Source organism: Pseudomonas lijiangensis, assembly GCF_018968705.1.
In the GTDB taxonomy this organism is placed as follows: Bacteria; Pseudomonadota; Gammaproteobacteria; order Pseudomonadales; family Pseudomonadaceae; genus Aquipseudomonas; species Aquipseudomonas lijiangensis.
Window position 1 is genome coordinate 1,255,155 of sequence record NZ_CP076668.1, and the last position, 13,560, is coordinate 1,268,714.

The 13,560-nt window shown below is 58.3% G+C and carries 14 protein-coding genes; 13 read left to right on the plus strand and 1 reads right to left on the minus strand.

The features are described 5' to 3' along the window. Window positions 1-8: 8 nt before the first annotated feature. From iscX to KQP88_RS05565, 13 genes are all read left to right on the plus strand, one after another. Entirely contained in the window at window positions 9-209 is a 201-nt protein-coding gene (iscX, locus tag KQP88_RS05505) for a Fe-S cluster assembly protein IscX (RefSeq protein WP_216705052.1), read from the plus strand. A 93-nt stretch (window positions 210-302) separates the two neighbouring features. After that, window positions 303-728 (plus strand): nucleoside-diphosphate kinase, encoded by a 426-nt coding sequence (gene ndk, locus KQP88_RS05510; protein WP_025258839.1) that lies wholly within the window; start codon window positions 303-305, stop codon window positions 726-728. Window positions 729-760: 32 nt separating this feature from the next. Then, window positions 761-1,909, plus strand: a complete 1,149-nt coding sequence (gene rlmN, locus KQP88_RS05515) for a 23S rRNA (adenine(2503)-C(2))-methyltransferase RlmN (protein WP_198726909.1) — start codon at window positions 761-763, stop codon at window positions 1,907-1,909. A gap of 14 nt (window positions 1,910-1,923) precedes the next feature. After that, window positions 1,924-2,682 (plus strand): type IV pilus biogenesis/stability protein PilW, encoded by a 759-nt coding sequence (gene pilW / locus KQP88_RS05520; RefSeq protein ID WP_198726910.1) that lies wholly within the window; start codon window positions 1,924-1,926, stop codon window positions 2,680-2,682. Further along, a complete protein-coding gene (locus KQP88_RS05525; RefSeq protein ID WP_216705053.1) occupies window positions 2,682-3,701 on the plus strand; it encodes a RodZ domain-containing protein in 1,020 nt (339 codons plus the stop codon). Before pilW ends, KQP88_RS05525 begins: the two co-directional genes overlap by 1 nt. Before the next feature lie 3 nt (window positions 3,702-3,704). Then, window positions 3,705-4,814 (plus strand): flavodoxin-dependent (E)-4-hydroxy-3-methylbut-2-enyl-diphosphate synthase, encoded by a 1,110-nt coding sequence (gene ispG / locus KQP88_RS05530; RefSeq protein WP_025258843.1) that lies wholly within the window; start codon window positions 3,705-3,707, stop codon window positions 4,812-4,814. Window positions 4,815-4,836: 22 nt separating this feature from the next. Next, window positions 4,837-6,126, plus strand: a complete 1,290-nt coding sequence (hisS, locus tag KQP88_RS05535) for a histidine--tRNA ligase (RefSeq protein WP_117164489.1) — start codon at window positions 4,837-4,839, stop codon at window positions 6,124-6,126. Between the two features lie 39 nt (window positions 6,127-6,165). Beyond that, on the plus strand, window positions 6,166-6,807 hold the full coding sequence (locus tag KQP88_RS05540) for a YfgM family protein (protein WP_200993402.1): 642 nt from the start codon (window positions 6,166-6,168) through the stop codon (window positions 6,805-6,807). Further along, the gene (gene bamB / locus KQP88_RS05545; RefSeq protein WP_025258846.1) at window positions 6,800-7,951 is read left to right on the plus strand and encodes an outer membrane protein assembly factor BamB; all 1,152 of its coding nucleotides are present in this window, start codon (window positions 6,800-6,802) and stop codon (window positions 7,949-7,951) included. The genes KQP88_RS05540 and bamB overlap by 8 nt, the downstream gene beginning before the upstream one ends. A gap of 139 nt (window positions 7,952-8,090) precedes the next feature. Then, complete coding sequence (gene der, locus KQP88_RS05550; protein WP_122320918.1) at window positions 8,091-9,560, plus strand: ribosome biogenesis GTPase Der; 1,470 nt, start codon at window positions 8,091-8,093, stop codon at window positions 9,558-9,560. Window positions 9,561-9,681: 121 nt separating this feature from the next. After that, a complete protein-coding gene (locus KQP88_RS05555; RefSeq protein ID WP_216705054.1) occupies window positions 9,682-10,830 on the plus strand; it encodes a pyridoxal phosphate-dependent aminotransferase in 1,149 nt (382 codons plus the stop codon). After that, complete coding sequence (locus KQP88_RS05560; RefSeq protein WP_200993405.1) at window positions 10,818-11,609, plus strand: amidohydrolase; 792 nt, start codon at window positions 10,818-10,820, stop codon at window positions 11,607-11,609. Before KQP88_RS05555 ends, KQP88_RS05560 begins: the two co-directional genes overlap by 13 nt. Window positions 11,610-11,667: 58 nt before the next feature. Further along, window positions 11,668-12,105: a hypothetical protein gene (locus tag KQP88_RS05565; RefSeq protein ID WP_216705055.1), complete on the plus strand. Its 438-nt coding sequence runs from the start codon at window positions 11,668-11,670 to the stop codon at window positions 12,103-12,105. 230 nt (window positions 12,106-12,335) lie between these two features. Here the strand turns inward: KQP88_RS05565 and KQP88_RS05570 are convergent, their stop codons facing one another. Next, the gene (locus tag KQP88_RS05570) at window positions 12,336-13,205 is read right to left on the minus strand and encodes an isocitrate lyase/PEP mutase family protein (RefSeq protein WP_200993407.1); all 870 of its coding nucleotides are present in this window, start codon (window positions 13,203-13,205) and stop codon (window positions 12,336-12,338) included. Between the last annotated feature and the right edge of the window lie 355 nt (window positions 13,206-13,560).

A 13,560-nucleotide genomic window follows, 5' to 3' on the forward strand; every position in this document is an offset into this window, starting at 1 on the left:
GAACGCTCATGAGTCTCAAATGGGTCGATGTGCTGGAAATCGCGATTCAGTTGTCTGAAACCAGGCCTGATGTCGATCCGCGCTATGTGAATTTCGTCGATCTTCGCAACTGGGTAGCCGAGCTGCCGGAGTTCGACGACGAGCTCAATCGTGGCGGGGAAAAGGTCCTGGAAGCCATTCAGGCGGCCTGGATCGAAGAAGCTGACTGAACCTGTAACGCAAGCAGTTAGGCAATACACCAGAACCCGCGTATAATTCGCGGGTTTAATTTTTCGCTTTAATCATTGTTTCTGGAGTTTCACATGGCTGTTCAACGTACTTTCTCCATCATCAAGCCTGACGCCGTTGCTAAAAACGTAATCGGCGAGATCACCACTCGTTTCGAAAAAGCCGGTCTGCGCGTTGTTGCTTCCAAGCTGAAGCAACTGTCCAAGGCTGAAGCTGAAGGTTTCTACGCTGAGCACAGCGCTCGTGGTTTCTTCGGCGACCTGGTTGCTTTCATGATCTCCGGTCCTGTCGTTGTTCAGGTTCTGGAAGGCGAGAACGCTATCGCTCTGAACCGTGAGCTGATGGGCGCTACCAACCCTAAAGAAGCTGCTCCAGGCACCATCCGCGCTGACTTCGCTGACTCCATCGACGCCAACGCTGTTCACGGCTCGGACTCCGAAGCTGCTGCCGCTCGCGAAATCTCGTACTTCTTCGCCGCTACAGAAGTAACCGCTCGCTAAGTCCTGCCGACTGACGAGTGAAGGGTGAATTCATGATTGCAACGACTGGTAAAACCAACCTCCTGGGCCTGACTCAGCAGGAAATGGAGAAATTCTTCGACTCTATCGGGGAGAAGCGCTTCCGTGCCGGTCAGGTCATGAAGTGGATTCACCACTTTGGCGTCGATGATTTCGACGCCATGACCAACGTCAGCAAGGCATTGCGCGAAAAGCTCAAGGCCTGTTCCGAAATACGCGGTCCTGAAGTCGTCAGCGAGGACATCTCCAGCGATGGCACCCGTAAATGGGTGGTGCGCGTAGAGTCCGGCAGCTGCGTCGAAACCGTTTACATCCCCCAGGGCAAGCGCGGCACCTTGTGTGTTTCGTCCCAGGCGGGCTGTGCCCTGGATTGCAGTTTCTGCTCCACCGGCAAACAAGGCTTCAACAGCAACCTGACCGCCGCCGAAGTGATCGGCCAGGTCTGGATTGCCAACAAATCCTTTGGCAGTGTCCCGGCAACCGTCGACCGTGCCATCACCAACGTGGTGATGATGGGCATGGGTGAGCCACTGCTGAACTTCGACAATGTCATTGCCGCCATGCATCTGATGATGGATGACCTGGGGTATGGCATTTCCAAGCGCCGCGTGACGTTGTCCACGTCCGGCGTGGTACCGATGATCGACGAGCTGTCCAAGCACATCGACGTCTCGCTGGCCCTGTCGCTGCACGCGCCCAACGACGCGCTGCGCAACCAGTTGGTGCCGCTGAACAAGAAGTATCCCCTGAGCGTCCTGCTCGACTCCTGCCGTCGCTACATGTCCAGCCTGGGCGAGAAGCGCGTTCTGACCGTCGAGTACACCCTGCTCAAGGACGTCAACGACAAGGTCGAGCACGCCATCGAGATGATCGAGCTGCTCAAGGACACCCCTTGCAAGATCAACCTGATTCCGTTCAACCCGTTCCCGCATTCCGGTTACGAGCGTCCGAGCAACAATGCGATCCGTCGTTTCCAGGATCTCTTGCATCAGGCCGGTTATAACGTCACTGTGCGCACCACCCGTGGCGAAGACATCGATGCTGCCTGCGGCCAACTGGTCGGGCAGGTCATGGACCGCACGCGCCGCAGTGAACGCTATATTGCAGTGCGTGAGCTCAATGCCGAGGCCGATGCGGCTCCAAACGCTGGCGCTCGAAACTGACCGAGAGGGACTCCATGTCTGTGCGTGCCTTGCTGTTGTCATGCTTTGTTATGTTGCTGGTAGGGTGCGTTTCGACAGGGCATGTCGATCCACTCAAGACGCCGCAAGGGCGTGACGAAGCTCGCAAGGCATACGTGCAGCTGGGATTGGGTTATTTCCAGCAGGGCCAGACCGAACGCGCCAAGGTGCCACTGAAAAAGGCACTGGAACTCGACAGTTCCGATCCTGACGCCAATGCCGCGCTGGCGCTGGTGTTCCAGGTCGAGATGGAGCCTGAGCTGGCTGACCAGCACTTTCGCAAGGCGCTGTCTTCAAGCAACAACGATGCTCGCATCGTCAACAACTACGGCAGTTTTCTTTACGAGCAGAAGCGCTATCAGGAAGCTTACGAACGTTTCCAGCAGGCTGCCGCAGACAACCTGTATCCTGAGCGGTCACGGGTCTTTGAAAGCCTGGGCATGACCGCCCTGAAGCTGAACAAGCGCGAGGAAGCTCGCGAGCATTTCACCAAGGCACTGCGTCTTGACCGTCAACAGCCACGTTCCTTGCTGGAAATGGCTGAGTTGTCTTACGAAGACGGGCATTATGTGCCGTCGCGTGACTACTACGACCGTTTCAGCCAACTCAGCGAGCAGAATGCGCGTAGTCTGCTGCTCGGCATTCGATTGGCCAAGGTCTATGACGACCGTAACAAGGCGGCCAGTTTTGGCCTGCAACTCAAAAGACTCTATCCCGGTACGCCGGAATATCAGCAATACCTGTCGGAGCAATGATGAAAGCGGCGCATCCCGAAGTTGTAGCAACCACTCGCTCTAACCCTGGTGAGACCTTGCGTCAGGCCCGCGAGAGCAAAAACTGGTCGCTGCCAGATGTGGCTTTGAGGCTGAACCTCACCGTGTCTTCCCTGACTCATCTCGAAAACGGGAATTTTGACAAGCTGCCCGGGCATACCTTCGCTCGTGGGTACGTGCGTGCCTACGCCAAACTGCTGGAGCTGGATCAGGCCGCGCTGGTCGATCAGTTCGATCAGTACACCGGCACCGATGGCAAGGGCAGTTCTGTCCATGCGCTGGGCCGTATCGAAGAGCCAGTGCGTCTTTCTCACAATATCCTGCGTATCGTCAGCCTGTTATTGCTGATGGTTCTTGTGGGTGGCGGCTTTCTCTGGTGGCAGGATCAGACGTCCATGCGCGGCAAGGATCAGACCGGCCTGAGCATGGAGCACGTCGAGGTCGAAAGTGCTGATGGCACCACCCAGATTCATCCACTGGACGAGTCCGAGGAGCAGGCCGCTGCCGAAAGCAGCAAGACTGGCAATGAGTCGCCACTGCCTCTGACCCCGAGCGCTCCGACTGAAGCGCCTGCCACTGCACCTGTGGCACCCGCTCCGGTTGTGACTGCGCCGGCTGCTGCACCGACCGCTCCGGCAGCCGCTCCAGCGCCTTCGGCACCTGCCGTTGCCGCGACGCACACTCCGTCTGTCGCGCCGGTTGCGCCTGCCGTGCCTTCGACTCCTGCCGAGCCCGTCGAATCTGCACCGATCCCTGCAGGTTCTGGCCAGATCAAGCTGCAATTTACCGCCGATTGCTGGACTCAGGTCACCGACGGCAATGGCAAGGTTTTGATGAGCGGCCTCAAGCGCAAGGGTGATAGTCTGGACGTCACTGGCAAGCCGCCTCTGACCCTGCGTCTTGGTTACGCTCGTGGTGCGCAGGTCAGTTATAACGGTGAGCCTGTAGACGTAGCTCCCTTTACCAGCGGCGAAACTGCTCGCCTGAAACTAGGGCAATAAGTCATGCACGGCGAATCTCCAATCAAGCGTCGCGAATCCCGCAAGATATGGGTCGGCTCCGTTCCGGTCGGCGGTGATGCGCCGATCGCTGTCCAGAGCATGACCAACAGCGACACCAACGATGTCGCGGCCACTGTTGCCCAGATCAACCGCCTTGAAGCGGCTGGCGTCGATATCGTGCGGGTTTCGGTTCCCGATATGGATGCGGCCGAGGCGTTTGGCCGGATCAAGCAACTGGTCAAGGTGCCACTGGTCGCCGATATCCATTTCGACTACCGGATCGCGCTGCGCGTAGCCGAACTGGGCGTCGACTGCCTGCGCATCAACCCCGGCAACATCGGTCGCGAAGACCGTGTGCGTGCGGTGGTCGATGCTGCCCGTGATCGTGGTATCCCGATCCGGATCGGCGTCAACGCCGGTTCCCTGGAAAAAGACCTGCAGAAGAAATACGGCGAGCCGACCCCTGAAGCGCTGGTCGAGTCGGCCCTGCGCCATGTGGAACATCTGGATCGTCTGGATTTCCATGACTTCAAGGTCAGCGTCAAGGCTTCGGACGTGTTCATGGCCGTCGCAGCCTATCGCCTGTTGGCCAAACAGATTGTCCAGCCGTTGCACCTGGGTATCACCGAAGCGGGCGGATTGCGCTCAGGCACGGTGAAATCCGCTGTCGGCCTCGGTATGCTGCTCGCCGAAGGGATTGGCGATACTATCCGCATCTCGTTGGCCGCTGACCCGGTCGAAGAGGTGAAAGTCGGCTACGACATTCTCAAGTCCTTGCGTCTTCGTTCCCGTGGCATCAACTTCATCGCCTGCCCGAGCTGTTCGCGGCAGAACTTCGATGTGGTCAAGACCATGAACGAACTGGAAGGGCGTCTCGAAGATTTGCTGGTGCCGCTGGACGTTGCGGTCATCGGGTGTGTGGTCAACGGTCCTGGTGAAGCCAAGGAGGCCCATATCGGTCTCACGGGCGGTACGCCGAACCTGATCTACATCGACGGCAAGCCTGCGCAGAAACTGACCAACGACAATCTTGTGAACGAGCTTGAACGCTTGATTCGCGAGAAAGCGGCCGAAAAAGCTGAAGCCGACGCATCCGTCATCGTGCGTGGCTAATCAAGATTGCTAAGGATTTTTTGTGAGTAAGTCTCTGCAAGCCATTCGTGGCATGAACGACATCCTGCCCGAGCAGACCCCGCTGTGGCGTCACTTTGAAGGCACTGTGGCGCGTTTGCTGGATAACTACGGTTATCGGCAGATCCGCATGCCTATCGTTGAGTTCACGGACCTGTTCAAGCGTTCCATTGGTGAAGTCACCGATATCGTCGAGAAAGAGATGTACACCTTTGCCGACCGCAACGGTGACTCCCTGACCCTGCGCCCGGAAGGCACTGCCGCCTGTGTGCGTGCGGTACTCGAACACGGGATCACCGGTGGCGGTCAGGTGCAGAAACTGTGGTACATCGGCCCGATGTTCCGCCACGAGCGTCCTCAGAAAGGCCGCTATCGCCAGTTTCACCAGATCGGTGTCGAAGTCTTCAACCTCGACGGTCCCGATATCGATGCCGAGCTGATTGTCCTGACCTGGCGCCTGTGGGGCCTGCTGGGCATCCGCAATGCCGTCAAGCTCGAACTCAACAGCCTGGGCACCAGCGAAGCCCGTGCGCGTTATCGCGATGCGCTGGTGGAGTTCCTGTCGGCGCGTCTGGAGCAACTGGACGAAGACAGCCAGCGTCGCCTCAAGACCAACCCGCTGCGGGTTCTGGACACCAAGCATCCTGACACCCAGGCCGTGCTGGTCGATGCGCCGAAGCTGGCGGATTACCTGGACGAAGAGTCGCGTATCCACTTCGAAGGCCTCAAGGCACGTCTGGATGCTGCTGGCATTCCCTACGTCATCAACCCCAAGCTGGTGCGTGGCCTGGATTACTACAGCAAGACCGTGTTCGAGTGGGTCACCGATCAACTGGGTGCCCAGGGAACCGTCTGCGCCGGTGGCCGTTACGACGGTCTGGTCGAGCAGATGGGCGGCAAGCCTACGGCGGGCGTCGGTTTCGCCATGGGCATCGAGCGTCTGGTGCTGCTGCTGGAGACCCTTGAAAAGGTCCCGGAAGAAATCTCGCGTCAGGTGGATGTCTACCTGTGCGCCTTCGGCGAAGCAGCCGAGCTGGCTGCACTGGCCCTCACCGAGCGTGTGCGTGACCAGTTGCCGAATCTGCGCTTGCAGGTCAACGCCGGTGCTGGCAGCTTCAAGAGCCAGTTCAAGAAGGCCGACAAGAGCGGTGCCCTGTATGCGCTGATCCTTGGCGATGAAGAGCTTGCCCGCCAGGAGATAGGCGTCAAGCCTCTGCGCGGTCAGGGCGAACAACAAAATATTGCCTGGGATGCTCTGTCCGAGCACTTGGCCTCCTGCGTCGTGCAGGGTTGAAGCTGATTAACAGCCGATTTAGCGAATAGGAGTATTGGGGTGTCGCGTACCGAAGATGAAGAGCTGGCGGTAATGAAGGACTGGTGGCAGCGCAACGGCAAACCCCTGGTAACTGGCGGTCTGCTGGCGTTGGTTGTGGTCTTTGGCTGGTACACATGGCAGAACTACAACAGCAAGCAGTCGCAAGGCGCCTCGATGCTTTATCAGCAACTGCTGGAAACTTCGCTGACGCCAAGCGGCCAGGCCGATACCGCCCGCGTTGCGGAAATCGCCGGCAAGCTCAAGAGCGAATTTGGTGGCACTGCCTATGCCCAGTTCGGTAGCCTGTTCGTCGCCAAGGTTGCAGTCGATGCCGGCAAGCTCGACGATGCCGCGGCAGAACTGAAAACCGTAGCCGACAAGCCGGCCAGCGCGACCCTGGGTGAAATCGCCCGTCAGCGTCTTGCTCGTGTACTGGCTGCGCAGAACAAGGCTGATGATGCACTGAAACTGCTTGCTGGCGATGCCGACAAGGCGTTCCTGGCCAGCCGTGAAGAACTCAAGGGTGACCTGCTGGTGCAACTGGGTCGTACCGACGAGGCGCATGCTGCATACCAAAAGGCCAAGTCCGCTCTGTCTGAAGACGCTGCGGTGGGTGGCCTGCAAATGAAGCTCGACGATCTGGCGAAAGGGGATGCGTGACGTGATTCGTTGGAAACATGCAGCATTGCTGGCTCTGGCCATTCTGGCCGCGGGTTGCAGCAGCAACAGTAAAAAGGAATTGCCTCCTGCCGAGCTGACCGACTTCAAAGAAGAAGTGGTCCTGCAAAAGCAGTGGAGCCGCTCGATCGGTGACGGTCAGGGCAAAACCTACAACATGCTGGTTCCGGCTATCGATGGCGACCGCATCTACGCTTCGGACGTGACCGGGGTCATCATGTCCCTGGATCGCATGAACGGTGACGTGATCTGGAAGAAAGATCTCGAGCTGCCTGTTTCCGGTGCTGTCGGTGTGGCCTATGGCCTTGTCACCATCGGTACTGAAAAAGGCGAGATCGTTGCTCTTGACGCTTCTAGCGGTGAAGAGAAATGGCGTGCCCGTGTCACCAGCGAAGTGTTGGCGCCACCTGCGAACAACGGCGACGTCGTCGTCGTTCAGACCCAGGATGACCGTGTGATCGGTCTGGACGCTGTCACAGGTTCCCAGCGCTGGATCTACGAAAGCACTCCTGCGGTACTGACACTGCGTGGTACTGGCGCACCGCTGGTCACCAACCGACTGGCTGTTGCCGGTCTGTCCACAGGCAAGGTCGTGGCGCTGGATATCAGCAACGGCGTACCGGTCTGGGAACAGCGTGTTGCCATTCCGCAAGGCCGTTCAGAACTGGATCGTGTTGTCGACATCGACGGTGGCCTGCTGCTGTCGGGTGGTACTCTGTACGTTGCCAGTTATCAGGGCCGGGTTGCCGGTCTGGATCTGGAAAGCGGTCGTGTGCTCTGGCAGCGTGATGCTTCCAGCTACTCGGGCGTAGCCCAGGGCTTTGGTAGCGTTTACGCGACCCTGGCCTCTGGCACCGTCGAAGGTATCGACGAGCGTTCTTCCACTGCACTGTGGAGCAACGAATCGCTGGCTCGCCGTCAACTGGGCGCGCCAGAAGTGTTTTCCAGCTATGTAGCGGTTGGCGACCTGGAAGGTTATCTGCACCTGTTGAGCCAGGTAGATGGCCGTTTCGTAGGGCGTGAGCGTATTGACAGCGATGGTCTTCGTGCGCGTCCGCTGGTAGTTGGTGACATGATTTATGTGTTTGGTAACAGCGGCAAGCTGGAAGCCCTGACCATCAAGTGATGATTGTCCAAGCTCGGGGCCAAGGCCCCGGGCGACCTTGCTTCGGCAAGGCTGTGGTGCCTGCGGGCACTGCTCCGAACTCCGGCCGCTGCCCTGCAGCGGCTTTTGTATTTTCTGAAATAACGAAGTGGAGAGCCGCATGGTTCCCGTAATTGCCCTGGTGGGTCGACCGAACGTCGGCAAATCCACCATGTTCAACCGCCTGACCAGGACCCGCGACGCCATTGTCGGCGATCTGTCCGGTCTGACCCGTGATCGCCAATACGGAGAGGCGAAGTGGCAGGGGCGCTCTTATATCCTGATCGACACCGGTGGTATTTCCGGCGACGAGCATGGCATGGACGAAAAGATGGCCGAGCAATCGCTGCTGGCTATCGAAGAAGCTGATGTCGTGTTGTTCCTGGTGGATGCCAAAGCGGGTTACACCGCGGCTGACCAGATGATCGGCGAGCACCTGCGCAAGCGCAACAAGCGTTCTTACGTGGTTGCCAACAAGATCGACAACATCGATGAAAACCTGGCGCGTGCCGAGTTCAGCCCGATGGGCCTGGGCGATGCGATCCCGGTTGCCGGTGCTCATGGTCGCGGCATTTCCCAGATGCTGGAAATCGCCCTGAAGGATTTCCCCAAGGACGATGACGAAATCGAAGAAGGCGAGGCCGAGGACGTCGCAGAAGGCGAGGAAGCCAAGCGCATTCCTGGCCCGAGCGAAAAAGACGGCATCAAGATCGCTATCATCGGTCGTCCCAACGTCGGCAAGTCGACCCTGGTCAACCGCATGCTCGGTGAAGACCGGGTTATCGTCTATGACCAGCCGGGCACCACGCGCGACAGTATCTACATTCCGTTCGAGCGTAACGACGAGAAGTACACGCTGATCGACACCGCAGGTGTGCGCAAGCGCGGCAAGATCCACGAGGAAGTCGAGAAGTTCTCCGTGGTCAAGACGTTGCAGGCCATCAAGGACGCCAACGTGGTGATCTTCGTGATGGATGCCCGCGAAGGCGTGGTCGATCACGACCTCAACCTGCTGGGCTTCGCACTCGAGGCCGGTCGCGCACTGGTCATCGCACTGAACAAGTGGGATGGCATGACGCCGGGCGAGCGTGACTACGTGAAGACCGAGCTGGAGCGCCGGCTGTTCTTCGTCGACTTTGCCGATATCCACTTCATCTCTGCCTTGCACGGCACCGGTGTGGGTAACCTGTATCAGTCGGTACAGAACTCCTTCAAGTCTGCCGTCACCCGCTGGCCAACCAGCCGCCTGACCCAGATTCTGGAAGATGCCGTCAGCGAGCACGCGCCGCCAATGGTCGGCAGTCGCCGTATCAAGCTGCGTTATGCCCACCTGGGTGGTGCCAACCCGCCACTGATCGTGATTCACGGTAACCAGGTCGAGAAAGTACCGAAGTCCTATGTCCGTTACCTGGAAAACACGTATCGCCGTGTTCTGAAACTGGTCGGTACGCCGATCCGTATCGAATTCAAGGGCGGCGAGAACCCGTACGAAGGCAACAAGAACACGCTGACCGACCGCCAGGTCAACAAGAAGCGTCGTTTGATGTCGCACCACAAGAAGGCAGACAAGAAGCGCCGCGACAAGCGCTGAGTCTTTCTCCTGAAAAGGCACCCTGCAGTCCGCACGGTGCCTTTTTTTATGCGCGCCCGATGGGCTATCCTGCCTGACCCGTGCCACCGTGATGCCGGGGGTATTGCAGGGAAGGGCCCTAATGATCGACAGCAAGTTGCCTAATGTTGGCACCACCATCTTCACCGTCATGTCTCAGCTCGCCGCCGAAACCGGTGCGATCAATCTGTCCCAGGGCTTTCCCGATTTCGACGGGCCGCAAGCGCTGCGTGACGCCTTGAGCCTGCATGTTGCTCAAGGCCACAACCAATATTCACCCATGACTGGCCTGCCAGCCCTGCGCCAGCAGGTTGCAGCCAAGATTGCCCGCAGTTACGGGCGCGAGGTCAACCCGGACAGCGAAGTCACCATCACGCCGGGCGCGACCCAGGCGATTTTCTGCGCCGTTCAGGCGGTCATTCGTCCTGGCGATGAAGTGATTGTTTTCGACCCTTGCTATGACAGCTATGAGCCTGCCGTGGAACTGGCCGGTGGCCGTTGCGTGCATGTGCAGCTTGGGCTGGACGACTTCTCCATCGACTGGCAGAAGCTGGGCGATGCCTTGAGCCCGCGCACGCGCATGATCATCCTCAACAGCCCGCACAACCCCAGCGGAGCCTTGATCAGTCGTGCCGAGCTGGACCAGCTGGCTGCTCTTATCGCCAATCGCGACATTTATCTGGTCAGCGATGAGGTGTACGAGCATCTGGTGTTCGATGGCGTCCAGCATGTCAGCGTACTGGCCCATGAAGAGCTGTATCAGCGCGCCTTTGTGGTCAGCTCGTTCGGCAAGACCTACCACGTGACCGGCTGGAAGACCGGCTATGTGGTGGCGCCACCGGCCTTGTCCGCTGAGCTGCGCAAGGTCCATCAGTACGTGAGTTTCTGTGGCGTCACGCCATTGCAGTGGGCGCTGGCTGATTTCATGGCGGCGCATCCCGAGCATGTAGAAGAACTGCCGGCGTTCTATCAGGCCAAGCGTGATTTTTTCTGCGACCAGCTGGCGTCCTCGCGTTTCAGCTTCGAGCGGGTGGGCGGCACGTATTTCCAGTTGGTGGATTACTCGCAGATCCGTCCGGACCTCAACGATGTCGACATGTCGTTGTGGATGACCCGAGAGCACGGTGTGGCCAGCATTCCGGTGTCGGTCTTCTACCAGAAGCCGCCTGAAGGCCAGCGCCTTATACGTCTGTGCTTTGCCAAGCGAGAGGAGACGTTGCTTCAGGCAGCGGAAAAACTATGCGCGATTTGAGTCAGTTGTCCGACCTGAAACTGGCATTGATCCAGACCACTCTGGTCTGGCACGACCGGCAGGCCAACCTCGATCACTTCAGCGCATTGCTGGAGCAGGTGAAAGACGTCGATCTGGTGGTCCTGCCGGAAATGTTCACCACCGGCTTCTCCATGGATTCCGAAACCCTGGCAGAACCTGAAGGCGGCCCGACATCCGACTGGCTGCTGGAACAGGCCAGGCGTCTTCAGGCGGTGATTACCGGCAGCGTGATCATTCGTGATGCAGAAGGCAATCATCGCAACCGGCTGCTGTGGGCGCGTCCCGATGGCGAGTTGCTGTATTACGACAAGCGCCACCTGTTCCGCATGGCCGGTGAGCACGAGCACTACAGCCCTGGCGAACGTCAGGTGATGTTCGAGCTGAACGGCTGGCGTATTCGTCCGCTGATTTGCTATGACCTGCGCTTCCCGGTCTGGAGCCGTGATGCCCGGGACACCGACCTGCTGCTCTATACCGCGAACTGGCCCGGCGCACGTCGTCTGCACTGGAATCGCCTGTTACCGGCCAGGGCCATCGAAAACCTGTGTTATGTCGCGGCGGTGAACCGTGTCGGCAGCGATGGGAAAGGCTTTGCGTACACCGGTGACAGCCAGGTGCTGGACTTCGAGGGTGAAAGCCTTGTCGATATCGGGGACAGGGATGGCGTCTTTCAGGCAACCCTGAGCGCTGAGGCCCTGCGCAGCTACCGCACGCGCTTCCCGGCCAATCTGGACGCCGACACATTCGAAATACAATAATTTATTAAAGTTGTATGCAGATGTGTCGATAACTACCCAATATAGCCAGGAGTTCGTCATGACTACCATCAATACCTCGTCGCTGAGTGCTTATTCCACTGCCTTGAAGCTGACGGTCAAGGACAAGGACGCAGACGCAGACGCGGCGACAACCGACAGCACGCAGAAGACAGATGGTGTGAGCGTTTCGCTTGAGGGTGCCAAGGTGGGTAAAGGTGCTGCTCCGGCGGGTGGTGCAGGTGGTTCTTCCACCGCTAACGCCATTGAAGAATCCATCGAAAAGATCAAAGAACAGATCAAACAGGCTCAGCAGCAACTGGTCCAGCAGCAGGCTCAACTGGCTGCGGCTCAGAGCAGCAAAGGCTCGGCTGAGGAAAAGGCTGCACGTGTCCTGGCCATCCAGGGACAGATCTCTCAGACTTCTGCAACGATACAAACCTTGCAGGGTTCATTGATGCAGTTGACAAACAGCGTTGGTATCAAAACCACTGCCTGACTGCACACAAACAAAAAAGCCTCCGCTTGCGGAGGCTTTTTTATTGCACGTGTCAGTACGAGCAATGCCGATCAGTCAAGGTACACGCAAACTTGTGGGAGGCAGCTTGCTGGCGAAAAAGGCTTCAAAACCCGCAGATATTCTGCGCCTGACGCTGAAGTCGCCAGCAAGCTGCCTCCCACACGGTCATGTATGGCCTTCACTGACTGGCATCAGTCAATAAGGCGTACTTACTCGTTCACATTCATGAATTTCCGGGCCCACTCAACGTAGTCTTCTGGTTGGGTGTAAGTGTGGGTCAGTTCGGTTGCGTTCATGTCGCTGGTGCTGCTCAGAATCTGGCGCTGTTCTCTCAGGCAGTCATAGGTCGCCTTGATCGATGCGAAATAGGCCGCATGGCCGTGTACGCAGATTCTGACGCCCATCTCTGCAAGGCGCTTGTTGTCGTGCAGCGCAGGGTTTCCGTAGGTGACCAGCATCAGGGGAATGGTCACGCCTTCCGTGATCTGTTCCAAGTGCTCGAAGTCGCGCACGCCCACGATGGTGATGCCGTCGGCGCCTGCACTCTGATACTGCTGAATCCGGCTGATGGCTTCCTGCACGGGAATGATCGCGGCATTGGTGCGCGCAAAGATCGACAGTTCAGGATCGACACGGGCTTCCAGCGCTGCGCGGATCTTGCCGACGCCTTCTGCGGTGGAGATCAGGTCGGTGGACTTGCGGCCAAACTGGGCGGGCAGCAGGGTGTCTTCGATGGTCAGCGCCGCAACGCCTGCACGCTCGAGTTCGATGACGGTGCGCATGACATTGAGTGCGTTGCCATAACCGTGGTCGGCATCGGCGATGAACGGAAGCTCTGCGACGCGGCCGATGCGAGTGGCCTGCTCGACGAATTCGCTCAGGGTGATCAGTGCGAAGTCGGGCGCTGCCAGGACTTGCAGGGATGCAACCGAGCCGCCGAGGATACCCACTTCAAAGCCCAGGTCGGCTGCGATGCGCGCAGACATTGGATCGAAGACCGAGGCTGTGTGATAGCAGGAATCTGAAGAGGTGAGTGCGCGAAAGTTGCGGCGCAGATCTTGATGGGAAGCCTTAGGCATAATCGCTCCAAATGTGATTGGATCAGCTCAGCGTTACCGAGGCCGATGGTTTTTTCAATGCACGGTTGGTCTGCCCGTGCATTCTTTTCGTCCGAAAATCAATGCAATAGTCATCGTGGCTTTTGGGAAAGGGTGCAGCTTCAAACAGGCAAGTTGAACCTGGCGCCGTTAGCTGAAAAAGGTGCTATCAGCAGGCCAAATCCATTAAAGGCAGCATGCTACCACAGCATAAATGAAAAGATTATGCCGAATATGCGCATGGTCATGCGGATTCTGAAACGAGGGTTTTAGATCAAAAAGCCCGTGTTAGAGCCTGTTGGAGGATGACGAACGGGCGTCCGTCATCCTCGTCATT

What these genes read in the sequence shown, in the direction of transcription:
- KQP88_RS05560 (WP_200993405.1), top strand. Translation starts at nt 10,818, where the DNA reads ATGCGCGATTTGAGTCAGTTGTCCGACCTGAAACTGGCATTGATCCAG.
- KQP88_RS05570 (WP_200993407.1), bottom strand. Translation starts at nt 13,205, where the DNA reads ATGCCTAAGGCTTCCCATCAAGATCTGCGCCGCAACTTTCGCGCACTC.
- iscX (WP_216705052.1), top strand. Translation starts at nt 9, where the DNA reads ATGAGTCTCAAATGGGTCGATGTGCTGGAAATCGCGATTCAGTTGTCT.
- rlmN (WP_198726909.1), top strand. Translation starts at nt 761, where the DNA reads ATGATTGCAACGACTGGTAAAACCAACCTCCTGGGCCTGACTCAGCAG.
- KQP88_RS05565 (WP_216705055.1), top strand. Translation starts at nt 11,668, where the DNA reads ATGACTACCATCAATACCTCGTCGCTGAGTGCTTATTCCACTGCCTTG.
- ndk (WP_025258839.1), top strand. Translation starts at nt 303, where the DNA reads ATGGCTGTTCAACGTACTTTCTCCATCATCAAGCCTGACGCCGTTGCT.
- KQP88_RS05525 (WP_216705053.1), top strand. Translation starts at nt 2,682, where the DNA reads ATGAAAGCGGCGCATCCCGAAGTTGTAGCAACCACTCGCTCTAACCCT.
- pilW (WP_198726910.1), top strand. Translation starts at nt 1,924, where the DNA reads ATGTCTGTGCGTGCCTTGCTGTTGTCATGCTTTGTTATGTTGCTGGTA.
- bamB (WP_025258846.1), top strand. Translation starts at nt 6,800, where the DNA reads ATGCGTGACGTGATTCGTTGGAAACATGCAGCATTGCTGGCTCTGGCC.
- KQP88_RS05555 (WP_216705054.1), top strand. Translation starts at nt 9,682, where the DNA reads ATGATCGACAGCAAGTTGCCTAATGTTGGCACCACCATCTTCACCGTC.
- ispG (WP_025258843.1), top strand. Translation starts at nt 3,705, where the DNA reads ATGCACGGCGAATCTCCAATCAAGCGTCGCGAATCCCGCAAGATATGG.
- der (WP_122320918.1), top strand. Translation starts at nt 8,091, where the DNA reads ATGGTTCCCGTAATTGCCCTGGTGGGTCGACCGAACGTCGGCAAATCC.